The following is a 22,953-nucleotide window of genomic DNA, read 5'->3' on the forward strand; positions in this document are numbered from 1 at the left end:
GGATAGGGGGATTGGTTATATTTGCAAAATAACCGAAATCCCTTTGGCAGGCATCTATATTCATATTCCATTTTGCAGACAGGCTTGTCATTACTGCGATTTCCATTTTTCGACCAACCTTTCCAAAGTAGCTGAGCTGGTAGATTGCCTCATACTGGAGCTCACACTCCGTAAAGATGAGCTGAAGGGAGAAAAGATTTCTACCGTATACTTCGGAGGAGGCACTCCTTCTCTTTTGAGCAGTTCTCAGCTGGAATCGATTTTATCTTCGGTCAAAAGCCATTACTCCATCGAGCTGGAAGAAGTCACCTTGGAAGCCAATCCCGATGACCTTAATCCCCAGCAGCTGGAAGAATGGAAATTCTTGGGGATAGACCGTCTGAGTTTGGGTGTTCAAAGTTTCCAAGCCGAAATCCTTAAGTTTTACAATCGAAGTCACTCAGCCGACCAAGCCTTAAATGCTCTTGAAATTTCCAGGAAGGCGGGTTTTGAAAAATTCAGCATAGATCTGATTTATGGTTTTCCTCATTCTGATCATGGCCTTTGGAAAAAAGACCTTCGAATAGCTCTGGAGCAAGACCCCGGACATATTTCTGCTTACAGCCTGACTGTAGAGTCCAAAACCGCCTTGGGCAACTGGACAAAAAAAGGAAAATTTACCCCAGCTGATGAGGACTATGTTGCGGAGCAATTGGAATGGCTCCAGGAAGAGACCCAAAGAGCAGGCTATATCCAATACGAAATTTCCAACTTTGGCAAACCCGGAAATTGGGCTCTGCACAATGCAAACTATTGGAGAGGAGTTCCTTACTTGGGAATTGGCCCAAGTGCACATTCTTTTGACGGAAAAACCAGAGGTGCAAACCTGGCGTCCAATGCCAAATACCTGGATGCCCTAGGCTCTGGAGAGTTGGTTTATGAAATTGAGGAAGACACTCCCGGAGACCGAGCCAACGAGTTGATTTTAACTTCCCTCAGGACAATTTGGGGATTGGATTTAAAGGCTTTTGCAGAAAAATTTGGAATTTGGCTGAAGGAGGAGAAAGAGCGAGAGATCCACAAATTTGAACAGTCAGGATGGCTGATTCAGGAAGAGAATACCCTATCTTTGACTCCATCAGGAATGCTATTGGCAGACAGTATCGCTGCCGAACTTTTCGTCTGAATCTATGGCCTACGACAACAACCCCGGTAGAAAAAAAGAAGCTGCTCCACTTGAGTCAGCATTCAAAGAGCTGCTCAAAGCCTACCGGCTGGAAGGCAAATACCAAGAAAACCTATTGATCAATTCCTGGCCTGAAATCGTAGGAAAAACCATCTCCAGCCGAACCAATGGACTGTTTGTCAAAGAAAAGAAGCTCTATGTACGCATCAGTTCCGGCCCACTGAAGAAAGAGCTTCTCCTCAACCGCTCCAAAATCCTGGCACTCATCGACGACCATGTAGGACAGGGAGTCGTGGATGACTTGGTGGTCTTATAAGTCCGGTTTACAATTTTTAACACCTGCCCGGCACTAGGTTGGGCTTTCACTGATTCAGTTTAGATCAGATTGAGTATTATTGTGATCATTTATCCATGATCAAGCTACCCAAATTCCATATCGGCAGACTGACACTCCTACTATCCCTTTTGGTGTGGCTGGCACTGCTTTTTGTGGATTTGGTCAGGATATTTGGAATGATCAATTCTCTGGAGTCCGGAATTTCAAGTGAAATCACCTGGATTCTTGAAATTCTTTTCTTTATCTGCGTATATTTTTTTTATACCAATTCCCTGGAAAAAAACAAGCAGAAAAACTTTCTGGAAATGGTCTGGAGAGGAGCCTCCACAGGTATTTTTGCCAGTGGAATTGCCCTGGTGATCGAGCTTTTCTATTTTTCTTTAGGGGAAAGCAAACTCGGCGCTGACCCTTTTCTCAAAAACTTTTTCTATCATATCAATTTTGCACTGACTACGATTTTCCTCATTTCCACTGCTCTACTCTGGAAAACGCTCATTCTCTATCAAAAAACAAAACAGGTAGTCAAGCAATGGCAAGCCTTTGAATTTGCTTTGCTGGTAGCCATGTTTTTTGTTTTTTTCAACAAAAACAACCTGGATTATTCCTTCATTTTCGGATTGGTTATCCTATTGATCATTTCGGCTGTTTTGGCCGGAAATCTCAAGTGGATCCCTTATCTGAATTTCAAAGAAAAATGGAAATCTCTGCTTTTTCTTTTTCTCATTTTGGTCAGTACGGCCTTCCTTTTCACTAGATTTTTAGCCTACAGCGATGCAGAAATCTATCAAGTCAACTTGACGGACAACCTCTTTCTGATTTCTCTCTTTGGCTTTATCTTTTTGTATGGATTATTTAGCTTCTTGGTCACCCTGTTCAACCTACCGACTTCCTCGGTCTTCGAGCAAAAACTAACCGAAACGATCAATTTTCAGCGACTCAGCCAGTCGATCAAACCAGAGGAAAACGAAGAGCAGGTTTTGGATATCCTGATGGATTCCTGCATGAGCGCCTCCTATGCTGATGGAGCATGGCTGGATGTCCATGAAGGGGGGAAAAACACTCCTATTCAGCTTCGATTTTTGGATGACAAAGACAGAGAAAGCTTGGCTAAGATCATGGAAATTCCCATAGAAGAATGGGAAAAATCAACTTCTGTAAATCTACTTCAGCCCCTGAACCTAAGGCTGGATCATATGAAGTACCAATCTGCATTAGTCGTGCCCTTGGTAGTCAATAATCAAAAAATTGGTCAAATCCTGTTGGTCAAAGAGGTTCGTGATGGTTTCAACAAGGAAATGATCGGCATAATCACCACCTTTTCTAGACAAGCAAGTATCGCGGTAGAAAACCACCGATTGCTAAATCAAGCCATCCGGAACGAACGCTATCAGGAGGAACTCAAAATCGCTCAGCGCGTACAAAAATCCCTGCTACCTACCCGACTGGATCACCCGGATACTTTCGAGATCTGCGCCTATTCCAATGCTGCTGATGAGGTGGGTGGAGATTACTACGACACATTCGCGATCAGTGAAGAAAAGTATGTTCTAATCATGGGAGACGTGTCGGGAAAAGGCACCTCTGCAGCCTTCCACATGGCGCAAATGAAAGGAATATTCCAGAGTCTCATTCAGCTGGACCTTTCTCCTGCACAGTTTATGATTCAGGCCAATTCGGCACTGAGCCGCTGCCTGAGCAAAAATCATTTCATCACAGCCTCGATTTTCTTAATAAATACCCAATCCAAACAGATCTGCCACTCCCGGGCAGGGCATGTTCCTACGCTTTTCTACAAAGCTGAAGAGAAAAAGTCCGATTTTCTGATGCAGGACGGTTTGGGATTAGGAATATTAAGAAACCGACAGTACGAAAATCACGTTCAGGAGAAAACCATGGAATATGGTGAAGGAGATATTCTGGTGATGTTTACTGACGGAATAGTAGAAGCCAAAAATCAAAAAGGACAACAATTTGGTTTTGAAAGAATCAGGAGCCTGGTCGAATTGCACCCCGATAAAAGTCCTAAAGAAATACAGAATATCTTGATTGATACGCTCCATGACTTCGTAGGAGGCAACGGAATGATCGATGACGATTACTCACTAATGGTGGTAAAGTTTCATCCTCACCATCTATCTAAGTAAGAAATAACCATAACCCAATATGCTCCGACTGGAAAAAACCAAAGAAGACCTGCATGATATCCTTAGCCTGGACGGGGAAGTAGATGCAAGTAACTCTGTCATCTTGGATGAAGCCATTCAGGATTTAGTTCAAAATGGATCCCGTTCCATTTTGATTGACGGAAGAAATTTGGAATACATTTCCTCAGCAGGATTGGGGGTATTCATGTCTTATTTGGAAGAATTTCAGGAAAAAGATATCACTTTAAAAATATCTGGACTGAGTCCCAAAGTGGTCGAAGTATTCCGCATTCTTGGCTTGGATAAGCTAATTCCAATTTACCCGGACAAAACAGAAGCATTGGCCAAGTAAATGAAATACCAGGTAGATATATCCTGCCAAACCTCAGCTTTGGTAAATCTTCGGGCTTTTATTCAAAGCTCTTTGGAAAACTATGCCTTATCCGAAATCGATCGTCTCCAGGTAACCTTAGCTGTAGAAGAAGTCTGTGCCAATCTTATCATTCACTCCCACGGATGTAATCCCAAAGATCAAATCCATCTGGAAATCAAGGATTCGGAGGAAAAACTGATCGTGGAAATCTCTGACCAAGGAGAAGCCTTCAATCTGCTAGAGTATGAAATGCCAGACATTCAAAAAGTCATGGTAGAAAAGAGAAAGGGAGGTTTGGGAATCATTCTGGTCCGAAAAATCATGGACGAAATAGAGTTTGAATCCAAAGACGGAGTAAACACCTGCAGGCTTATCAAGTGGTTTCGTTCCTAATTTTGGTTAAATCCTTCCCAGCAAAAGCAATCTCCCTGAATTCCTGATAAATTTGTAACATTGCATCGTCAAATAGGAATTCCATTTCATGAAGCACCGGATCATTTCGGCATTTGTTTTTTCCCTTTTCATCTCTCTCTCTGGAAAGTTCGTTTCTCCTTCCTTTGGGCAAGACCCGGCGGAATCACCGGTACTCTTGACCGTAGGTGGCAAATCGATCCAACGAGACGAACTGGTGTACTTGATTTCCAAATCAGGCCCGGTAGATTCTTCTCCAGGAATCAGCCGGGAAGAATTTGAAGAAAATCTGGACTTATTCATCAATTATCAGCTCAAGGTCCGAGAGGCAGAAGCCCAAGGACTTGACCAAACCGAAGAATTCAGAAGGGAATTTGATTCATTCAAGGAAACTTTGATCGCTCCATTTTTGATCAGAAACTCTCTGGAAGAAGGAGAATTGAGAAAAGCATATTCCCGGATGCAGGAAATTGTCAGAGCGAGTCATATCCTGTTCCAATTTCCCACCAACGCCAGTACAGAGGATAGCCTGATCGTCCTGAAAATGGCACTGAAAGTCAAGGGCGACATTGAAAATGGAGCCAATATCAATGAACTGGCGGTTCAATATTCCGATGACCCTTCTGCACAGTCCAATCGTGGAGACTTAGGCTATTTTACTAGCCTTCAAATGGTACAGCCCTTCGAAGATGCTGCCTTCAACCTCCAAGTTGGGCAAGTGTCTGACCCCGTGCTGACCAACTATGGCTATCACATCGTTCAAGTCCAAGACCGCAAACACAACCCTGGACAAGTTCAGGTTTCTCATATTTTGGTACGCTTCGAGCCCAACGATTCCTTGCAGGAGGCCAATGCAAGAAGAAAAATCGCAGATATCTACACTGAAATACAGAAAGAATCCACCGTTTGGGAAGATATCGTTCTGAACTACTCCGAAGATTTGGCCAGCAACCAAAGAGGAGGTATTCTGCCATGGTTTGGGGTGGGTGCAATGATTCCGGATTTTGAAATGGCGGCCTTCTCCCTTACGGAAATTGGAGAAGTCTCCCCTCCCATTCGCACCCAATATGGCTATCATATTCTCAGATTGGAGGATAAAAAGCCTCTTTCCTCATTCGAGGAATTAGAAGAAAGTATTCGGTCAAAAATTCTCAGAGACAGCCGCTCTCGAATGATTCAATCCCAAGTGGTGGCCGTGCAGAAAGCTCGCTATGGGTTCAAAGAAGATGAAGCCTCAGTTTCCAAATTGGGACAGGAACTGAACAGCATTGAAAAAGCTGATTTCGAAGCCCAAATGACAGCTAAAAGTCTTTACCAAGTCCCTCTTTTTTCACTGAAAGGCAAAACTTATTTGGCCAAGGATCTCGCCGAATACATGAAAGACCTGGAAGTAAGAAATAATCCGAAAGAAGGGACTTTTGACTTTTGGTACGACAGATATGTGGCTCACATCCTTTCTGAAACAGAAGTTCAGGATATCTCTTCGAGCAATAAAGAATATCAAATGCTCACCAAGGAGTATCGGGATGGGATATTGCTCTTCTCCTTGATGAATAAGGAGGTTTGGCAAAAAGGGCTGATGGATTCCTTAGGCCAGGTGGAGTATTACAGAAAAAATATTTCCAATTATCAATGGAAAGATCGTGCGGAGGCCTTTATAGTGAAAGTACTCGATTCTGGCCAACTTACCTCTGCTCGAAATCAACTGAGCAACGGAGGGTACAATTCCTCCCTGGTCAGGGCCTTTGAGGACAATTACCGAAGCAATTCTCCTTTGGCATTTCAAACTCAGTCCGGAGTATTTGAGTACACAGATCATCCGGTGCTCTCCAAGGCGGATATGAACAAAAATTATCAGGAAATTCAAGTGGATGGCCAAACCTACCTGATTGTAATTGGCCAGAAGTTTGCCGCAGGCCCAAGGAAATTTGAAGAATCCAGAGGATTGGTAATTCGAGATTATCAGGATTATCTGGAAAACACACTCACCCAATCGCTTAAAACCAAGTATCCTGTCAATGTAAACAATGCGGTCAAAGAGGAGGCTTATCTAGCTCTCAATCGATAACCGTAAGCAACGGAAGCTTGACAGGAAAGAACATTTCTATGAAAACTATAAACCATCTGTTTGCAATTCTAGCCTTTGTCGGATTAGCCGTAAAGACCCTAGCTCAGGAGCCCGCCCAAACCGGACAAGTACTGGACAAGATTGTAGCCAAAGTAGACAACAATATCCTTTTGGAGTCAGATATTCAGAAATCTTATCTGGAGGCACTTTCCCAAGCCCAACAGGGAGTGGAAGCTCCTTCAAGATGTGACGTGTTCGAATCCTTGCTCATCAATAAACTTATGGTGGCCAAGGCAGAGATTGACTCCATATTTGTCACTGATGCAGAGGTGATGCTTCAAGTAGATAGCCGTTTCAGTGCCGTGATGCAACAGTTTGGAGGAGACGAAGACGTCTTGGTACAAGTATATGGCAAAACTGCCGATCAGCTCAAAGCAGAAATCGAGGATGTGATCCGCGAGCAACTCATCGTGACACGTATGAGAGGTCGAATCACCGAAGGTGTAACCGTCTCGCCTGCTGAGGTCAGATCCTTTTTCAACAGCATACCTCAAGACTCGCTTCCTCTCTTTACCTCTGAAGCTACGGTAGGGCAAATTGTAAAGAAACCCACCATCAATCCTGCCCTAAGAGACCAAATGGTCAACCAATTACTCCAGTTTAAAAAAGATATTTTGGATGGAAAGGCTGATTTTGCGGATTTGGCAAGACGGTATTCCCAAGACCCCGGTTCTGCTGCCCAAGGTGGAGATTTGGGATTTTTCCGACGGGGAGAACTTGCCCCTCAATATGAATCCACTGCCCTAGGACTCAGACAGGGCGAAATCAGTGATCCTGTTGAAACCCAATTCGGTTTTCACATGATACAGCTGCTGGAAAACAGAGGGACTTCCTACAATACGCGACATATTCTTCTTATCCCCGCACCCACGGAAGACGATATTTTAAAAGCAGAGCGCTACCTGGACAGCTTGAAAACTGAGATCGAAAACGGTAAAATCGATTTTGCAAAGGCAGCAAAAGAATACTCTGATGACAGAACTACATCAGATAATGGAGGATTCTTTGTAGATCCAGCCACCAACTCCAACCGTCTTTCTCTAAGAACCCTTGAAGACCCTGTGCTTTATTTTACAATAGATACGATGCAGGTAGGAGACATGACCAAGCCCATGAGATTTGAAGATCCACGGGAAGGGACCAAGGTTAGGATTCTCTTTTACAAAGCCCGATACCCTGCTCACCGGGCTAATTTGGAGGATGATTACGAAAAGCTGAAAGCAGCTACTCTCAGAAGAAAAGAGGATGAGCTGCTTGAAAAATGGTTTTTGACTGCAAAGGAAGATGTATTCATAGACATTGACCCAAGCTATGACCGCTGCAATGCCCTTCAAGGCAAATAAATAATCGGCCGAGAATAAAAAATACCCTCATGAACTTACTATTTCATGAGGGTATTTTTTTGATCCTTGAAAGCCGGGCTCCTTTCCTCAGGATTTGCTTTTTCCAAATAAGGACTTGAAGGCCAAGCCCAACTGTCTCAAGCCCTCCACAACAAAGCCTTTGGATTCTTTTAATCGTGGCTCGATTTCTTCTTTCTTTTCTTCGTATTCCTTTTTGAGAAGATCCTTGGCTTTCTTCAATTCTTCCTCCAAAGAGGTCTTGTTTTCTTTCAGATCCTTGATCTTTTTCTCTATTTCTTCCTTGACATCCGAACCGGCCTCTTTCCCCTTTTCAATCAATTCTTCTATTTTTTGACCAATTTCCTGAAGGACTTCTTCGATTTCTTCTGTTGCGGTTTTCTTCTTTTCCATGATTCAAAAATTTTAGTGCTGGATCATGAAGTTACGGAAAAAGCTGAAATTCAACAGCTATTCTCACGAATCCACCGGCTCACCGGCTTGGGTCTGCTTTTCATACAGCTCGGCGTAGACGCCTTTTTGATCCATAAGGGATTCGTGGTTTCCCCGCTCGATGATCTTCCCATCATGGAGCACGATGATATGATCTGCGAGCTTGGCAGAGGAGACCCGATGAGAAATGATTACCGAGGTTCGGTCTCTCATGATGGATTTTAGCGCAGAAAGAATGGCATTTTCTGTCTTGGTATCCACAGCAGACAAGCAGTCGTCCAATATGAGAATTTTGGGCTCCTTGGCGATAGCCCTCGCAATGGAAACCCGTTGCTTTTGCCCGCCCGAGAGGGTGATTCCTCTTTCTCCAAGAAGAGTTTCAAATCCTTTTGGAAAATCAATGATATTCTGATAGACGTCAGCATCCTTGGCAGCCTGCTCAATTAGTTCACGGTCTGCATGGTCCAATCCGAACGCGATATTGTTGGCAATGGTATCCGAAAATAAAAACACATCCTGTGGCACAAATCCAATCTGTCTCCTCAAATCTGCCACATCGTATCGGGGCAATTCTCTCCCATCCACCTTGATTACACCGGAAGTAGGATCATACATTCGCATCAGCAGATTGGCAATAGTTGATTTTCCTGAGCCTGTAGTCCCAATGATTCCCAAGGTCTGTCCTGCTTTGATTTTAAAGGAAATGGAGTCCAGAGCTTTGATTCCTGAATCAGGGTACACGAAGGTCAGATCCTGTACTTCAATATTTCCATCAATTTCGGTCTTGATTTTTTCTGTGCTGATCATGTCATTTTTGGCATCTAAAAATTCATTGATCCTTGTCTGGGAAGCCGCTGCCCGCTGGACAATGCTGGTTACCCAACCTAAGGAAGTCACCGGCCAGGTAAGAATATTGACATACAAAATAAACTCAGCAATCACCCCGTATCCAATTTGCCCTTCAATGACCTGTAAGCCTCCAACATAGACCGTAATAATGGTGGATACTCCCACCAATGCCATGATTAATGGGAAAAAGAGGGCATTGACTTTAGTCAGTGCAATGGATTTCTCCTTGTATTCTTCGCTCGCCTCTGCAAACGCCATCGAAGAATCTTCCTCTCTTACAAATGCCTTGAGTACTCGAATCCCGGAAAAGGCCTCCTGCACATAAGTACTTAGTCCGGACAGACTTCGCTGGATACGCTCAGAACGTTCATTAATAAGATTATTGACAAAATAAATGCTCAGGGAAAGTACAGGAAGAGGTAAAAGAGAATATAGTGTAAGCTCAGCATTTACCCTGATCATATAATAAATCACCATTGGGAAAAGGGTCAAAAGTCCAACACCGTACATAATGGCTGGTCCGAGATACATCCTGACCCGACTGACATCTTCCGAAATCCTTGCCATCAAGTCACCGGTACTGTTTTTTCTGTAAAAACTTAAAGGAAGATTCTGGTAATGGTCAAAAAGCTCATTTTTCATGTCATATTCGATCCTACGGGACATGATAATAATGGTCTGCCGTACCAAAAAGAGAAAAAGCCCCCTCAATAGAGCCATAGCCAAGATCAACAGCCCAAATACGAGTACGTATTGAAGAAAATTATCTCTCGCTGCTTCGCCCAATCCGCCGTTCATAAGAGGGCGATAAAGCGCAAAGCTCTCCACCACATAATCTATTGCTATTCGGACCAGCTGCGCGGGGATTATTACGAAGAAGTTGGAAATGACAGTAAATCCTATCCCCAAAAGCAATAGACCCTTGTATTTGTACAAATACTTATTTAATCTCCAAAGCGGCTTCACCAAATAAAAACTTTTAAAACGGAAATAAACTTAATTAAACTGCGGATGAGTTTGCTTTGAAGGCTGATAAAAGTATTTAATTTTGTATCGGCCTGATAGCAAAGGACACAACCCAAATATAACACATTCTAAAAAGCTAAGTTCGCATGTTAGAGATTAAAACAACCGAAACGGTGAGAGAGGGATCCATATTCGGACAGATCACCACGATGGACCATGAGCAGTTGGTAGTGTGCCATGATCAGGCTACTGGACTGAAAGCACTCATCGGAATTCACAATACTATTTTGGGGCCGGCACTTGGCGGGACTAGAATGTGGCCTTATGCTACTGAGGAAGAGGCAATCACGGATGTATTGAGGCTTTCTCGGGGGATGACTTTCAAAAATTCCTTGGCAGGCTTGAATCTCGGCGGAGGCAAGGCAGTCATCATTGGTGACCCAAAACTGAAAAATGAAGCCTTCCTGAGAAGGTTTGGAAGATTTGTAGAAAGCCTCGGAGGAAGATATGTAACTGCTGAAGACGTAAACATGAAGACCTCAGACATGGAGTACATCGCCATGGAAACCAATCATGTCACCGGGCTTCCTCAGATCAAGGGCGGAGCAGGAGATCCTTCTCCAGTGACTGCCTACGGAGTCTATGTAGGGATGAAAGCAGCTGCCAAAAAAGCTTTCGGAAATGATTCCCTTTCCGGTAAAAAAATCGCAGTGCAAGGTGTGGGACAGGTTGGAAAGTACTTGATTGACCATTTGGTAAAAGAAGGAGCAGAAATCTTCATTACCGATATTTTCGAAGACAAACTTCAGGAAGTAGCCAAAAACACCGGAGCTACCGTAGTAGACCCGGGTGTAATCTATGATTTGGACATGGACATCTACGCCCCTTGTGCTTTGGGGGCTACAATCAATGATCAAACAATTGACCGACTGAAATGCACCGTCATCGCCGGTGGAGCAAACAATCAGCTGGCAGAAGAAGACAAGCACGGTAAAATCCTTATGCAGAAAGGAATTATCTACGCTCCGGATTTCCTGATCAATGCCGGAGGGGTAATTAATGTCGGTGCAGAATACTACGGAGATTACCACGAGGAGCTTGTCTACAAGCAGACCGAAAAAATCTATGATACCTGTCTTTCTATTTTGAATAAATCCGAGAAGGAGAATATTCCAGCTCAGGAAGCTGCCATCAAGGCAGCCAAAGAAAGAATTGAAGCTATTGGAAGGGTAAAATTATCCTTCTGATTCTCGACCTACTCCTTTGAAAACCCACCGATTAGAAAGAGTCGGTGGGTTTTTTGTCCTATTCACCATAGGGTTGGCACTCCCAAATTCCCTATATTTACAGCTCTTTAACAATACTATGCTTAACAGAAGAATCCTAAGGGTCAAGGCTTTTCAAAATCTCTACGCCTATGAACAATGCAAAGGATCCAACCTTAACCTCGCCAAGGACTTCATCAAAGAATCCTTTCTTCCCGATCTCAACAGCATGGAAGTGCAGGATAAAGCCCAACTGAACAAAGAAGCCGAGCAAGCGCTTCGCCTTTTTGACCAAAATATTGAAAACCCCCAACTTCTGGGAGCCTCTGATGCCAGTCCAAAAATCAAAAAGGTAGTTTTGGAAGCACTGAAGCAATACAAAAATGCCAACGAGAAAGACCAGCAGTTTCTGCTGAAAAACATGGTGGCATCTGCTGAGCGAATTCCCCAACTCTATCTCCTTGCAATTGAACTTTTGCAGGCATTTGCTCAGCATGTTGAGAAAGACTTTGCCAAAAAGAAAAAATTGGCGGGCGACAGTCCGGTTGGTTTTGGAAACGACCTTAATCTGGCCAAGAATCAGGTATTAGCAAAGATTCGGGAGTCGCAGGACTACCAAAACGCCCTAATAAGGAATCAAGTCAACCTAGACGACATCGAGCTGGAGATCAAAGAGTGGTTTAGAGATTACATCAAACCAAGTGAAATTTACCAGGCCTATCTGCAAATTGCTGAGCCTACCATCGAGCAGGATTACGAACTGGCAGATGATCTGCTCAAAAAAATCATTTTCAAAAATGAAGTGATGCTCAACTTCTTTTCAGAAAAGGATCTGAATTGGACTGAAAACAAGTCGGTGGTAAGAAGTTTGGCTTCCAAAGTTTTGAAAAATGCCTCCAATATCTCTGATTCAGAGGACAACAGACTTCCCGAAATTGCCATGAACTGGGACGAAGACAGGGAATTTTTTCAAAATATCTTTAACTTCACCATCGAAAACGATGCGAAAAGTAAAGCACTGATCGCACAAAAAACCAAAAACTGGGATATTGAGCGCTTGGCATTCACTGATAAAGTGATCATCTCCATGGCACTTGCTGAGATGAAAAACTTCCCAAGTATTCCGGTTAAGGTCAGTATCAATGAATACATAGACATTTCAAAAACATACAGTACACCGAAAAGCAAGCAGTTTGTTAATGGTTTATTGGATGTTTTATCCAAAGAACTAACCGAAAGCGGCCAAATACGTAAGAGTGGTCGAGGACTTTTAGACAATAAATAAGAAAACTATGAGCAAGAACAGCAATACTTTACTCGCCTTTCTAGTCGGTGCCGGAGTGGGTACCGCATTGGGAATCCTATTTGCACCGGATACCGGAGCTAATACTAGAGATAAGCTTACCTTCAAACTTTCCAAATACCAAAAAGAGCTGGAAGAGCTAATCAAAGAGTTGGTAGAAGGAAAAGAACTTCACCTGAACGAAGCAAAGACTGAAGGTAAAAGAGTAATCAGCGAAGCCAAAAACAAAGCTGAGAACCTTCTTAGCGATGTCAATAAACTTATTGAGCAAATCAACCAAGGGAAAAACTGATTAACTGGCAATGCTCCGGAAACCAATCAAAAACAGATTAGGTTTTCCTAGTACATCCATTTGAAATTCAGATAAAATCAAACAATTATAATCCTATGAAAATTAAATTTCTCAGCGTGCTTGCCGTGGTAGCTTTGCTTGGCGCATGCAACCAAAAGGACGATCAAGCTGACAAAATCAAAGCTTTGGAAGAAAAAATCGCCCAACTTGAAAATTCAAATACTGCAGTGACTCCTGTAAATGTACAGACCGCATCTACGGCAGATCCCAGCTCTATGGGTGCATTTGAGTTTCAGGAAATGGAGTACGATTTCGGAACCATCAACGAAGGACAAGTAGTTGAGCACATCTTCAACTTCACCAATAACGGTCAGGCTCCGTTGGTCATCTCCAACATTACCGCATCCTGTGGATGTACTAGCCCTGACTGGACTAAATCACCTGTAAATCCAGGAGAAAGCGGATTTGTGAAAGTAGTATTTAACTCTACTGCTAAATCCGGTTCTCAGGCTCCTACTGTGACTATCCAAGCCAACACCAACCCTACAGTAACCCGCTTGAGAATGAAGGGTTCTGTAACTCCAAAATTGGCAGGAGCTGCTGCTCCTGCTGGTCCTCTGAAGAGATAATCACATGCTGAATTACATCTTAGCTCAGGCTCCTGCAGGAGGGGCTGGCATTCTTGGGCAGGTTTTTCTCTTTGGTTCCATCATTTTGATCATGTACTTTTTCATGATCAGACCTCAGCAGAAAAAACAGAAAGAGACCAAGAAGTTTATCGAAGAAATAAAAAAAGGAGATGAAGTGGTCACAATCGGTGGTATACACGGCAAGGTAAGCAGTGTTGAAGGCGATGTAGTCTACATCGAACTGGACCGAGGACTCAAAGTTAAAGTGGAAAAATCCGCTATTTCGCTCGACTTCTCCAAAAAAACAGCTTCAACCAAATAATCGAGCTTTGCCGGATACCAAAAAATCCTCACGCAGGATTTCTTCCCGAAAACTCTCTAATCTAAAAGTGGTAGTTCTCTGCATTCTTGCAGCTACCACTTTTTGGATTTTAAATGCCCTGAACAAGGACAATTACACCACTATTGTCGATTACCCTATCGCTTGGGAATACGACACGGAACGGTATTACCCTGTAAAACCGCTCCCAAAAAGCATTCAGATTCAGATTACCGGCAATGGTTGGGATTTGTTGAGAAAATACTTCAATCTGAACGAGCCCCCCTACCCCATTCCTTTAGCTAATCCGGCCGAGAGAAAATTCCTATTAACTTCAGACTTGAAACGATCCCTTGGAGAGTTTCTTACTCCTACTCAGCTGATCGGACTATTAGAAGACTCTATCCCTTATCAAATTGATCGCATCGAGACGATCGCTCTGATCCCAAAACTGGACTCTGCCTCCTACACCTTGGCAAAAAATGCCATCATTGAAGGGGATATAGATTTTGAGCCAAAATCCATCACAGTAAAAGGTCCGAGCTCCGTCATCGAGCTTTATGAGGGATATTTTCCAGTCCAATTGGACCAGAAAAACCTGGATGAAAACTTCTCGGGTGTAGTCGACCTTTCGCTGGACAAATCCTTGGCCGATTTTGTGGAGCTAGAAATCCAAGAAATCAAGGTGTCTTTTGATGTTGTGAATTTCCTGGAAGGCAACAAGCGGCTGAAAGTCAAAAAAATCAATTTCCCAAGAACGGTTTCCCTCGAAGACGAAGAAATCACTCCAGTCATGACCTACTTGGTCGACGAGCGCTTTGTCGACGAACTCAAGGAACTGGAATTCGAGGCCATTTTGGACTATTCCAAAAGAAACCGATCTGACAGCACCCTCACCATTCAAGTCTCCCCTTCGCCCAAATACATCAAGGACATCAAAGTAAATCCCGAGCTAATCCGCCTGAAATATGGACAATAAACCTGCACTGAAGGTGGGAATAACCGGCGGGATCGGATCCGGAAAATCCACGGTCTGCCGCATTTTTGGCCTTTTGGGGATCCCTGTTTATTCGGCAGATGATCGGGCCAAGTGGCTAATGGAGCATGATTCCGATCTAAAACTCAAAATTGCTGAGGAATTTGGTCAGGAGGCATACACCCAAGAAGGGACTTTGAATCGGAAATATCTTGCAGATCAAGTCTTTTCGGACCCTGAGAAGGTTAAAAAAATAAATGCTTTGGTTCATCCTGCAGTTGGTCTGGACTTTGAAAAGTGGACCAAGGAACAAATGGCTCCTTATGTGCTCAAAGAAGCAGCTCTTCTTTTCGAAACAGGCTCAGCAAGCCAGTTGGATAAATTAATCAATGTGAGCTCTCCTCTCAAAGTCCGGGTAGCCCGAGTACTAATGAGAGACCCACATCGCTCGGAGGCACAGATCAACAGCATCATCGATCAGCAACTACCCGATGAAAAGAAAAATGAGCTGGCTGACTTTGTGATCAAAAATGCAGAAAACAAACTACTGATTCCTCAAGTACTGGAGATTCATCAGAAACTTCTCCATCTGTCCTGATTTACTTTTCCAGCGGCCTTTCCCACCAGCTTTTGTGGACTATTTTCCACTTTCCCTCCACCTTTAGTAGGGTGAGATAGTCATAATAATAGATTCCCGGCCAGAAGAGCTCTGTCTCTGCCAAGGCCATTTCTCCGACAATCTTGATATTTTTCAATTCATTCCTGTACTCTTCAGGATTTCTTGGGCTTCCCTTGGCAGTACCTGCTTTCCACTCCGCAAAAGGCGTGACAAAAAGCTGATCTCCTCTGTAGCCGATCAGTCGTGCATCCGGTAGAAAAGCTTCTTCCAGCTTGGAGGCATCTCGTTCCATCATCCCATCGAAGTATAATTGAATGGTATTGGCAATGGCTTTTTCCTCCTCGGCTTGGGATTGAGCAAAGGAAAAAAGAGGTAGAAATACCAAAATAAGTAGCAAGTGTATTTTCATGATTTTTGGAATAGAAAAAGAAAAAACCGCCATTGCTGACGGTTTTATATGATTTAGATTTTATCAAATCCCAAGTAAGGGATCAAAACCTTCGGCATCAGAATGCCCTCCGGTATTTGGTTGTTTTCCAGAATGGATGCCACAATTCTTGGCAAGGCAAGGGCAGATCCATTGAGAGAATGAGCCAATTGGGTCTTTTTGTCCTCGCCCTTGAATCTCAATTTCAAGCGATTGGTCTGATAGGTCTCAAAGTTGGAAACCGAACTTACTTCCAGCCATCTTTCCTGTGCAGCAGAGAAGACTTCCATGTCGTAAGTCAAAGCCGAAGTAAAGCCCATATCCCCTCCACAAAGCCTGAGCACCCGATAAGGAAGCTCCAATTTTTGCAAAAGCCCTTGTACATAGGCACTCATTTCTTCCAAGGCTTGGTACGAATTATCCGGGTGGGTGATTTGTACAATCTCTACTTTGTCAAACTGATGAAGTCTGTTCAGACCTCTCACGTGCGCTCCCCAGCTGCCTGCTTCCCTACGAAAACATGGCGTATATCCCACATTCCGAATGGGCAAGTCCTCTTCTGAAAGAATCACATCCCGGTACAAATTGGTGATAGGAACCTCGGCGGTAGGGATCAGATACAAATTATCTGCAGTGGCATGATACATCTGCCCCTCCTTGTCCGGTAGCTGACCTGTACCATATCCCGAATCTTCATTGACCAGAATGGGGGGCTGCACCTCCACAAAACCTGCCTTTAAGGCTTCATCCAGGAAAAAATTGATCAATGCCCGCTGCAAACGAGCCCCTTTTCCTTTGTAGACAGGAAAACCTGCCCCGGTAATTTTCACTCCCAGATCAAAGTCAATGATGTCATACTTTTTGATCAGTTCCCAATGCGGCAACTTGCCCTCAAACAGAAAAGGAATGCTTCCATGCTCCAATACAATTTCGTTGTCCTCAGCACTTTTTCCGGCAGGCACACTGGAATGAGGCACATTGGGGATGGTATATAGCAGGGCTTTGAGACTTTCTTCCGCTAGGGAGTTTTCTTCTTCCAGCCCTTTGATTTGGGATTTGATTTCGCCAGTTTTTGCTTTTGCGGCTTCAGCTTCCTCTTTTTTCCCCTCTTTCATCAGCTGTCCTATCGATTTGGACAGGGCATTTGCCTCTGCCTGAAGCTGATCTCGTTCGGTTTGGCTGGACTTTCTCCGATCATCCAAAGCAATGGCCTGATCCAAAAGCTCTTGGGCATTGGGGATATTTCTTTTCTGCAAACTGGCCAGAAAGGTAGAATAGTTCTCCCGGATTTGATTGACTAAAAGCATGAAAATGGAGGTTTAAATCTGTCGGCAAAGATAAGGACTTATCGAACAAAGACCGACTTGGTGACAAAAGAGAAAGGTCCTTCGAGTTCTTTTCCATCCTTTCTGAGGAGTTTGACCTTGACCTGATAGTCACCTACAGGAAGATTTTCAACCAAAATCGGGGCCATGTGATCTATTTCGTAGCTCCAATCATTGATTTCCACCTGCACTATCAAGCCATCCAACTTCATATCGCCTCCCAAAACAAGAAAATCAATAATCAATTCTTCGCCTAAGGGTACATTTTGAGCATTCCTGGGAAGATTTAGTGCCAAATAGGGTTCGGCTGAATACGGAAAAGGTCTGGACTCACCTACCAAGAAATCTCTATCCACGTAATTCCCAAAGCTTTTTAAGGCTAATCCTTGCTCATCCACCAAATATCCCACTACCCTGTATGTCCCTTCGGCCAATTCCTTTTGAAAAATAGGAGAAAGGTGACCCACAGGATCTCCCCCGTTGATGATATTGAAAAGTCTTGGGGTCCGGATCTCGGCTTCGTAAATGGGAAAGTTTTTGACATTGAACTCAAAAGGAACTTTTCCCGGTCTGAAAACCTGATTGCCTAATGGAGTATATAATTCCAAAATGGCATCCGGAAATGCAGCAGAATCTTCCAACTGAAAAAAGGTCACAGGGGAAACAGCCTCAACTTGCTGAACTGAATCCTGCTCGGCCGAAATTACTTTTTCATTGATTCTTTTCTTATCAGGATTGCAGGAAAACCAACCCAAGACCAAAAGCAGGAGGAATACAGGGAATTTGTTCATACAAAGAGTAAGTATTGAGTCTAAAGATATTTATTTTTGGACAATTCTAGTTGAACCCCAATTAAACCCAATTCCACAATGGAAATCCTTTTCGACGAGATCCCAAGCTTAGACCTTGCTCATTTTACCTCAGGCAACCCTGAGCAAAAGATGAACTTTGTAAAAAAGCTGGGCGAAGCTTATCAGAATATCGGCTTTGTAGCCATAAAAAATCATGGCCTATCCCAAGATCTTCAGGATCGGCTTTATCAATCCATCAAAGATTTCTTTGCCCTTCCCGATGAGGTAAAAACCCAATACCAAAAACCTGAAATTGGGTATCAAAGAGGCTACACCGGAAAAGGAAAGGAACATGCCAAAGGAAGAAATACGGGTGATTTGAAAGAATTCTACCATGTAGGACAAGAATTGGAAGCTATTCCGGACGAAGATCCAGTTAAAGGGGAATATCCCGCCAATCTTTGGCCAAAGGAAATCCCTCAATTCAAGCAGGATGCCTTGGAGGCCTTCAGAACCCTGGAAAATGCAGGTAAGGAAATGTTAAAGGCGATTGCACTAAATTTGGAGCTTCCTGAAGACTATTTTGAGGATAAAGTAGCTTATGGCAATTCTATCCTTCGTCAGATCCATTATTTCCCAATCGAAAATCCGGATGAAGTACCTGCCGATGCAGTGAGAGCTGCTGAGCATGGAGATATCAACTTGATTACTCTACTCATGGGGGCAAGTGCAGACGGCTTGCAAGTATTGAGAAAAGACGGAAAATGGATTCCAATTACTGCCCTACCGGATCAGCTTGTGGTCAATGTAGGCGATATGCTGGAGCGTCTGACCAATAAGAAGCTGAAGTCCACCATCCACCGGGTAGTAAATCCTCCACGGGACAAAATGAACACCAGCCGCTACTCTATCCCATTTTTCATGCATCCCCGCTCAGAAATGGATCTAACCTGTCTGGAAAGCTGTATCGATAAAGCCAATCCAAAGCAATTTACCGATGCTACGGCCGGAGAGTTTTTGGAAGAAAGACTAAGAGAGCTGGGTCTCAGAAAATAAGATGTCGGTACGAAGGGTCCGATATCTTGTTTTCCTCAAGGACATTCTGATCCTGTCCCTGACTTCCTTTGGAGGACCTCAGGCTTTTTTGGCGATGTTGCTCGAGCGCATGGTCAAGTCTAGAGGCTATATCTCCGAGGAGGAACTATGGGAGCTCAATGCCCTGTGCAACATGCTGCCGGGCCCTTCTTCTACACAGCTGGTTTCTGCGATTGGTTTCCGTGTGGGGGGACCGAATTTAGCATATTTGGCCTTAATCGTTTGGATTCTTCCGGCTACTCTGATCATGACTTCAGCGGCCTTGCTGATCAATTTTCTCCAGGAAAATACCCCCGGAGCACTGAATTTTGCCCGATTCATTCAGCCCATGGCTATAGGATTTATCATTTTTGCTGCGCAAAAAACGATTAGCAAAATGGTGAAAAGCACAGAGGCTATGATCCTGATGCTGATTTCTGCTTTTGTCGCTTTTTTCTACAGCTCACCATACATTTTCCCCATCATGCTAGTGCTGGGGGGATTAAGCACCTCAATGAAATACAAAAGCCAACCCAAATCGGAGGAAGACAAATCCTTCTCCGTCAAATGGGCTAACTTTTACCTTTGGGGCGGAGTACTGATCTTAGCAGCGGTGGCAGGGGCCATCACTAAATGGCAACCTTTGTTGCTTTTTGAGAATTTCTATCGGAACGGGAGTTTGATTTTTGGCGGGGGACAGGTGCTGGTTCCCTATCTCTACACTGAATTTGTGGATTTTAAGCATTTCCTGAGCTCAGAGGAATTTCTGACCGGCTATGCTATTTCACAGGGAGTACCCGGGCCCACATTTGCCATATCCTCCTATATTGGAGCTCTGTCAATGCGGGAGTTTGGGACTTTTGGATTTCTCATGGGCGGGCTTGTCGCAGCTGCAGGGATTTTTCTTCCCGGAATATTTCTGATCTTTTTTGTGATTCGATTTTGGGATCAACTGAAGCTTTATCGCCCAGTAAGGGCAGCTTTGGAAGGAGTCAACGCCGTATCCTGTGGAATGCTCATTGCCGCGGCCTATTTGCTTTTTGAGCCTCTGGAAGCCAATGGAATCAATATTATATTCATTTTGGGAACCTATGGACTTTTGCAGTTTTCTAAGGTTTCTTCACCGGTAATCATTCTAGGTGGAGTAATTTTGGGTATTCTGGCCAATTATTTTCTGACTTGAGACCCAAAAAACCCGGAGAATTGAACAGAAAACTATCCTCGGACGTTTTTACTTCTGAATTCAATTCTTAACTTTCTTTCATGCAAGCCTACGAATTTATCAACAGTCTCATTCCACCCCTGAAACTTTCAGATCGGGCCGGTATGGCATTGAACTGGATGGAGGAGATCCGGACAGATGCGCTTCCGGTCGTGGATGAGGGTAAGTTTTTGGGCTTCGTAAGTGATGAAATCATTTTTGAGATTAATGACCCTGAGGTCTTAATCAGCAAAGTGGAAGTTGTATCCGGGGCCTGTTGGGTATATTCAGACAAGCACATCTATGATGTATTGAGAGTATCGGCAGACGAACACTCCAATCTGGTGGCAGTATTGGATCGGGAAAACACCTATCTCGGGGTGATTACCATGGAGGATGCCATTGCGGCTTTTGCTGACAGCCTTTCCATCAAATCTCAAGGAGGAGTTTTGATTCTCTCCATGGAAATGTCAGACTACCACCTATCGGAAATCTGCCGGTTGATCGAATCTGAAAACACCAAAGTATTGAGCTCATTCATCACTTCAGATCCTTTGGATGAAAACAAGATCAAGCTTACCCTGAAACTGGATAAGCCGGACCTCAAGCACGTGAAAGCCACATTGGAAAGGTTCGGGTATCGGGTAATTGATCATTTTCAGGAAGAGACCGGAATCAGTGCTGATGAGGACCGAATCGGCAACTTGTTGAGATTTTTAGATATTTGATCTGTGAATCTTCTTATTGGGACCTAAGCAAATACTTATTTCCCTGTCTGATTTACCCTGAATCCATAGAATACCCAGTATCCAATGAAAGTCGCCCTGCACGGCCTGGCACTGAAGGCTGAATATTTCTCAGAAGTCGAACTGCTCTTTGATGAACTGATCAAACATGAGTTTGAGATTTTTGCGACCGAGACATTTGACCGGCTGATGAAAATGAACGGGAATCAGCGGCTGAGCTATTGGGTATTGGAAACCCAAGAGGAAATTGCCTCTATGGACTTTTTTATCTCAATTGGAGGAGACGGAACACTATTAGACACGGTATGTGTAGTAGGGCAACATGAAATCCCAATTTTGGGACTAAATACAGGAAGATTGGGTTTTTTGGCTACAGTAGCCACTGACCGAATAAAGGAAGCCGTAGAACATCTTGCTGAAGGCAATTTCCAACTGGAATCCCGGGTCTTATTAAGTCTTCAGAGCAACAGAAAGTTCTTCAATGGGATCCATTTTGCCCTGAATGAATTTACCATTCACAAGCGGGATACTTCTTCGATGATCACCGTCCACACCTATATTGACGGCAAATATCTCAATTCCTATTGGGCAGACGGGCTGATTGTATCCACTCCCACTGGTTCTACAGGGTATTCTCTGAGTTGTGGAGGTCCATTGATCACTCCGGGAGCAAAAAGCTTTGTGATCACCCCGGTAAGCCCTCATAATCTTAACGTCCGCCCCATCATAGTCTCTGATGATTCGGAAATTAGCTTTGAAATAGAAGGAAGAACCGATAAATTCATGATTTCTTTGGATTCTCGATCTACCTCAATTTCTTCGGATATTAAGTTAAGTGTAAAAAAAGAGGCCTTTTCTGCAAATTTGGTAAAACTTCCTCATTACCATTTCTTTGATACACTCCGACAAAAGTTGAATTGGGGATTTGATATGAGAAACTGAAACATTCAGGACCTTGAGCTTAACATTAATTAACCCGTTAAATACTTTGTTGCGTTTTTTAAACGTTAAGTCCTTTCTAACTTGCATCGTCTTGAAAAAGGTCAATTCCAACATTTTCAGATATTTAGTCATTTTATTCATCAGCTTAACTGTGGGGATTTCAGAGTCAATGGCTCAGAAATACGAAATCGGTGGAGGAATTGGTGGCGCTACCTATTCAGGGGATATCATTAGAAAAGTTGATCTGGGCCAGATTGGATTTCAAGGTACGTTGTTTGGCAAGAGAAATTTTGACAATGTGTGGACACTACGGGTGGCTTTGAGTACTGCTATTCTCCATGCAGATGATGAGGTGAGACCTTTGGATTTGGTGGCAAAAAGCAGAGATGCCCGGTTCAAAGGTGGAGTAATCGAGGCTTCTGCGGTGATGGAATTCAACTTCTTGGATTTCCTTCGCAATGATTCGGAGTTCCGTTGGTCGCCGTATGCCTTCTTTGGAATTGGTTTTTCCTATTTCACTATGAAAGGGCGACCCAGTGCTGAGCGCTTTACTCCGGCAGATTACTACCAACTTACTTCTCCGGTGATACCATTTGGTGGAGGTGTAAAATACCGCTTGAATGACCGATGGACACTGGCAGGAGAACTGGGATTCAGACCGACCTTTACGGATTATTTGGATAAAATCGATTCCAAGGCAGGGATTTTCCTCAATACCGAAGTCGATCCCAATACAGGTACTACCCCCTCTCAGATCATCAATTTCGGAAACCCCAATACCAAAGACTGGTACTATTTCCTAGGCCTGACCGTCTCCTACACCTTTGCCAATGTCAAGTGCTACGCGTATTAATTAATGGACCAAAAGGCTGATAATT

General features: G+C 43.7%; 24 protein-coding genes. 19 read left to right on the plus strand and 5 right to left on the minus strand.

Translation table 11 applies throughout. The annotated features are described in order from the left end of the window. Nucleotides 1-43: 43 nt before the first annotated feature. The 7 genes from hemW (at nucleotide 44) to AAA942_RS15665 (ending at nucleotide 7,901) form a co-directional block, all read left to right on the plus strand. Complete coding sequence (gene hemW / locus AAA942_RS15635) at nucleotides 44-1,165, plus strand: radical SAM family heme chaperone HemW (RefSeq protein ID WP_338221227.1); 1,122 nt, start codon at nucleotides 44-46, stop codon at nucleotides 1,163-1,165. A 4-nt stretch (nucleotides 1,166-1,169) separates the two neighbouring features. Further along, nucleotides 1,170-1,481 (plus strand): DUF721 domain-containing protein, encoded by a 312-nt coding sequence (locus AAA942_RS15640; RefSeq protein WP_338221228.1) that lies wholly within the window; start codon nucleotides 1,170-1,172, stop codon nucleotides 1,479-1,481. Between the two features lie 95 nt (nucleotides 1,482-1,576). Next, nucleotides 1,577-3,646, plus strand: coding sequence for a GAF domain-containing SpoIIE family protein phosphatase (locus tag AAA942_RS15645; protein WP_338221229.1), 2,070 nt, complete (start codon nucleotides 1,577-1,579; stop codon nucleotides 3,644-3,646). Nucleotides 3,647-3,665: 19 nt separating this feature from the next. Then, entirely contained in the window at nucleotides 3,666-3,998 is a 333-nt protein-coding gene (locus tag AAA942_RS15650; RefSeq protein WP_338221230.1) for an STAS domain-containing protein, read from the plus strand. Beyond that, entirely contained in the window at nucleotides 3,999-4,412 is a 414-nt protein-coding gene (locus tag AAA942_RS15655; protein ID WP_338221231.1) for an ATP-binding protein, read from the plus strand. Between the two features lie 88 nt (nucleotides 4,413-4,500). Continuing rightward, a complete protein-coding gene (locus AAA942_RS15660; protein WP_338221232.1) occupies nucleotides 4,501-6,498 on the plus strand; it encodes a peptidylprolyl isomerase in 1,998 nt (665 codons plus the stop codon). Between the two features lie 38 nt (nucleotides 6,499-6,536). Next, a complete protein-coding gene (locus AAA942_RS15665) occupies nucleotides 6,537-7,901 on the plus strand; it encodes a peptidylprolyl isomerase (RefSeq protein ID WP_338221233.1) in 1,365 nt (454 codons plus the stop codon). An 87-nt stretch (nucleotides 7,902-7,988) separates the two neighbouring features. Here AAA942_RS15665 and AAA942_RS15670 read toward each other — a convergent pair whose 3' ends face one another. Both AAA942_RS15670 and AAA942_RS15675 read right to left on the minus strand, forming a co-directional pair. Next, the gene (locus AAA942_RS15670; RefSeq protein WP_338221234.1) at nucleotides 7,989-8,312 is read right to left on the minus strand and encodes a hypothetical protein; all 324 of its coding nucleotides are present in this window, start codon (nucleotides 8,310-8,312) and stop codon (nucleotides 7,989-7,991) included. 63 nt (nucleotides 8,313-8,375) lie between these two features. Beyond that, nucleotides 8,376-10,166, minus strand: coding sequence for an ABC transporter ATP-binding protein (locus tag AAA942_RS15675; RefSeq protein WP_338221235.1), 1,791 nt, complete (start codon nucleotides 10,164-10,166; stop codon nucleotides 8,376-8,378). 146 nt (nucleotides 10,167-10,312) lie between these two features. On the opposite strand from AAA942_RS15675, the gene AAA942_RS15680 reads away from it, so the two are divergent. From AAA942_RS15680 to coaE, 7 genes are all read left to right on the plus strand, one after another. Further along, nucleotides 10,313-11,413: a Glu/Leu/Phe/Val dehydrogenase dimerization domain-containing protein gene (locus AAA942_RS15680; protein ID WP_338221236.1), complete on the plus strand. Its 1,101-nt coding sequence runs from the start codon at nucleotides 10,313-10,315 to the stop codon at nucleotides 11,411-11,413. A gap of 118 nt (nucleotides 11,414-11,531) precedes the next feature. Further along, nucleotides 11,532-12,716: a transcription antitermination factor NusB gene (gene nusB / locus AAA942_RS15685; protein WP_338221237.1), complete on the plus strand. Its 1,185-nt coding sequence runs from the start codon at nucleotides 11,532-11,534 to the stop codon at nucleotides 12,714-12,716. A 7-nt stretch (nucleotides 12,717-12,723) separates the two neighbouring features. Further along, on the plus strand, nucleotides 12,724-13,026 hold the full coding sequence (locus tag AAA942_RS15690) for a YtxH domain-containing protein (protein ID WP_338221238.1): 303 nt from the start codon (nucleotides 12,724-12,726) through the stop codon (nucleotides 13,024-13,026). 95 nt (nucleotides 13,027-13,121) lie between these two features. Further along, the gene (locus tag AAA942_RS15695; protein ID WP_338221239.1) at nucleotides 13,122-13,655 is read left to right on the plus strand and encodes a DUF1573 domain-containing protein; all 534 of its coding nucleotides are present in this window, start codon (nucleotides 13,122-13,124) and stop codon (nucleotides 13,653-13,655) included. Nucleotides 13,656-13,659: 4 nt separating this feature from the next. After that, nucleotides 13,660-13,977: a preprotein translocase subunit YajC gene (gene yajC / locus AAA942_RS15700; protein WP_338221240.1), complete on the plus strand. Its 318-nt coding sequence runs from the start codon at nucleotides 13,660-13,662 to the stop codon at nucleotides 13,975-13,977. A gap of 7 nt (nucleotides 13,978-13,984) precedes the next feature. Then, a complete protein-coding gene (locus tag AAA942_RS15705; RefSeq protein ID WP_338221241.1) occupies nucleotides 13,985-14,953 on the plus strand; it encodes a YbbR-like domain-containing protein in 969 nt (322 codons plus the stop codon). Beyond that, entirely contained in the window at nucleotides 14,943-15,548 is a 606-nt protein-coding gene (gene coaE, locus AAA942_RS15710; RefSeq protein WP_338221242.1) for a dephospho-CoA kinase, read from the plus strand. Before AAA942_RS15705 ends, coaE begins: the two co-directional genes overlap by 11 nt. A gap of 1 nt (nucleotide 15,549) precedes the next feature. On the opposite strand, the gene AAA942_RS15715 is transcribed toward coaE, so the two are convergent. The 3 genes from AAA942_RS15715 to AAA942_RS15725 are packed head-to-tail and all read right to left on the minus strand — an operon-like array spanning nucleotide 15,550 to nucleotide 18,112. After that, nucleotides 15,550-15,978 carry a nuclear transport factor 2 family protein gene (locus AAA942_RS15715; RefSeq protein ID WP_338221243.1) on the minus strand — a complete coding sequence of 143 codons (429 nt, stop codon included), beginning with the start codon at nucleotides 15,976-15,978 and terminating at the stop codon, nucleotides 15,550-15,552. Nucleotides 15,979-16,031: 53 nt separating this feature from the next. After that, nucleotides 16,032-17,303, minus strand: a complete 1,272-nt coding sequence (gene serS, locus AAA942_RS15720; protein WP_338221244.1) for a serine--tRNA ligase — start codon at nucleotides 17,301-17,303, stop codon at nucleotides 16,032-16,034. A 38-nt stretch (nucleotides 17,304-17,341) separates the two neighbouring features. Next, entirely contained in the window at nucleotides 17,342-18,112 is a 771-nt protein-coding gene (locus tag AAA942_RS15725; protein ID WP_338221245.1) for a hypothetical protein, read from the minus strand. Nucleotides 18,113-18,190: 78 nt separating this feature from the next. Between AAA942_RS15725 and AAA942_RS15730 the strand changes: the two genes are divergently transcribed. The 5 genes from AAA942_RS15730 to porG all read left to right on the plus strand — a co-directional run bounded on the left by AAA942_RS15730 (nucleotide 18,191) and on the right by porG (nucleotide 22,928). Further along, nucleotides 18,191-19,168 (plus strand): isopenicillin N synthase family dioxygenase, encoded by a 978-nt coding sequence (locus tag AAA942_RS15730; protein WP_338221246.1) that lies wholly within the window; start codon nucleotides 18,191-18,193, stop codon nucleotides 19,166-19,168. A 1-nt stretch (nucleotide 19,169) separates the two neighbouring features. Further along, nucleotides 19,170-20,369, plus strand: a complete 1,200-nt coding sequence (chrA, locus tag AAA942_RS15735; RefSeq protein WP_338221247.1) for a chromate efflux transporter — start codon at nucleotides 19,170-19,172, stop codon at nucleotides 20,367-20,369. Between the two features lie 80 nt (nucleotides 20,370-20,449). Next, complete coding sequence (locus tag AAA942_RS15740) at nucleotides 20,450-21,115, plus strand: CBS domain-containing protein (RefSeq protein ID WP_338221248.1); 666 nt, start codon at nucleotides 20,450-20,452, stop codon at nucleotides 21,113-21,115. An 84-nt stretch (nucleotides 21,116-21,199) separates the two neighbouring features. Continuing rightward, nucleotides 21,200-22,075, plus strand: a complete 876-nt coding sequence (locus tag AAA942_RS15745) for an NAD kinase (protein ID WP_338221249.1) — start codon at nucleotides 21,200-21,202, stop codon at nucleotides 22,073-22,075. Between the two features lie 91 nt (nucleotides 22,076-22,166). After that, nucleotides 22,167-22,928: a type IX secretion system protein PorG gene (gene porG, locus AAA942_RS15750; RefSeq protein WP_338221250.1), complete on the plus strand. Its 762-nt coding sequence runs from the start codon at nucleotides 22,167-22,169 to the stop codon at nucleotides 22,926-22,928. The last annotated feature ends 25 nt before the right edge of the window (nucleotides 22,929-22,953 follow it).

Source organism: Algoriphagus sp. oki45 (assembly GCF_036245605.1).
Classification (GTDB): Bacteria; Bacteroidota; Bacteroidia; order Cytophagales; family Cyclobacteriaceae; genus Algoriphagus.

Coding starts and splice junctions, on each gene's coding strand:
- AAA942_RS15640 (WP_338221228.1), top strand. CDS start 1,170: ATGGCCTACGACAACAACCCCGGTAGAAAAAAAGAAGCTGCTCCACTT.
- AAA942_RS15645 (WP_338221229.1), top strand. CDS start 1,577: ATGATCAAGCTACCCAAATTCCATATCGGCAGACTGACACTCCTACTA.
- AAA942_RS15650 (WP_338221230.1), top strand. CDS start 3,666: ATGCTCCGACTGGAAAAAACCAAAGAAGACCTGCATGATATCCTTAGC.
- AAA942_RS15655 (WP_338221231.1), top strand. CDS start 3,999: ATGAAATACCAGGTAGATATATCCTGCCAAACCTCAGCTTTGGTAAAT.
- AAA942_RS15660 (WP_338221232.1), top strand. CDS start 4,501: ATGAAGCACCGGATCATTTCGGCATTTGTTTTTTCCCTTTTCATCTCT.
- AAA942_RS15665 (WP_338221233.1), top strand. CDS start 6,537: ATGAAAACTATAAACCATCTGTTTGCAATTCTAGCCTTTGTCGGATTA.
- AAA942_RS15670 (WP_338221234.1), bottom strand. CDS start 8,312: ATGGAAAAGAAGAAAACCGCAACAGAAGAAATCGAAGAAGTCCTTCAG.
- AAA942_RS15680 (WP_338221236.1), top strand. CDS start 10,313: ATGTTAGAGATTAAAACAACCGAAACGGTGAGAGAGGGATCCATATTC.
- nusB (WP_338221237.1), top strand. CDS start 11,532: ATGCTTAACAGAAGAATCCTAAGGGTCAAGGCTTTTCAAAATCTCTAC.
- AAA942_RS15690 (WP_338221238.1), top strand. CDS start 12,724: ATGAGCAAGAACAGCAATACTTTACTCGCCTTTCTAGTCGGTGCCGGA.
- AAA942_RS15695 (WP_338221239.1), top strand. CDS start 13,122: ATGAAAATTAAATTTCTCAGCGTGCTTGCCGTGGTAGCTTTGCTTGGC.
- yajC (WP_338221240.1), top strand. CDS start 13,660: ATGCTGAATTACATCTTAGCTCAGGCTCCTGCAGGAGGGGCTGGCATT.
- coaE (WP_338221242.1), top strand. CDS start 14,943: ATGGACAATAAACCTGCACTGAAGGTGGGAATAACCGGCGGGATCGGA.
- AAA942_RS15715 (WP_338221243.1), bottom strand. CDS start 15,978: ATGAAAATACACTTGCTACTTATTTTGGTATTTCTACCTCTTTTTTCC.
- serS (WP_338221244.1), bottom strand. CDS start 17,303: ATGCTTTTAGTCAATCAAATCCGGGAGAACTATTCTACCTTTCTGGCC.
- AAA942_RS15725 (WP_338221245.1), bottom strand. CDS start 18,112: ATGAACAAATTCCCTGTATTCCTCCTGCTTTTGGTCTTGGGTTGGTTT.
- AAA942_RS15730 (WP_338221246.1), top strand. CDS start 18,191: ATGGAAATCCTTTTCGACGAGATCCCAAGCTTAGACCTTGCTCATTTT.
- chrA (WP_338221247.1), top strand. CDS start 19,170: ATGTCGGTACGAAGGGTCCGATATCTTGTTTTCCTCAAGGACATTCTG.
- AAA942_RS15740 (WP_338221248.1), top strand. CDS start 20,450: ATGCAAGCCTACGAATTTATCAACAGTCTCATTCCACCCCTGAAACTT.
- AAA942_RS15745 (WP_338221249.1), top strand. CDS start 21,200: ATGAAAGTCGCCCTGCACGGCCTGGCACTGAAGGCTGAATATTTCTCA.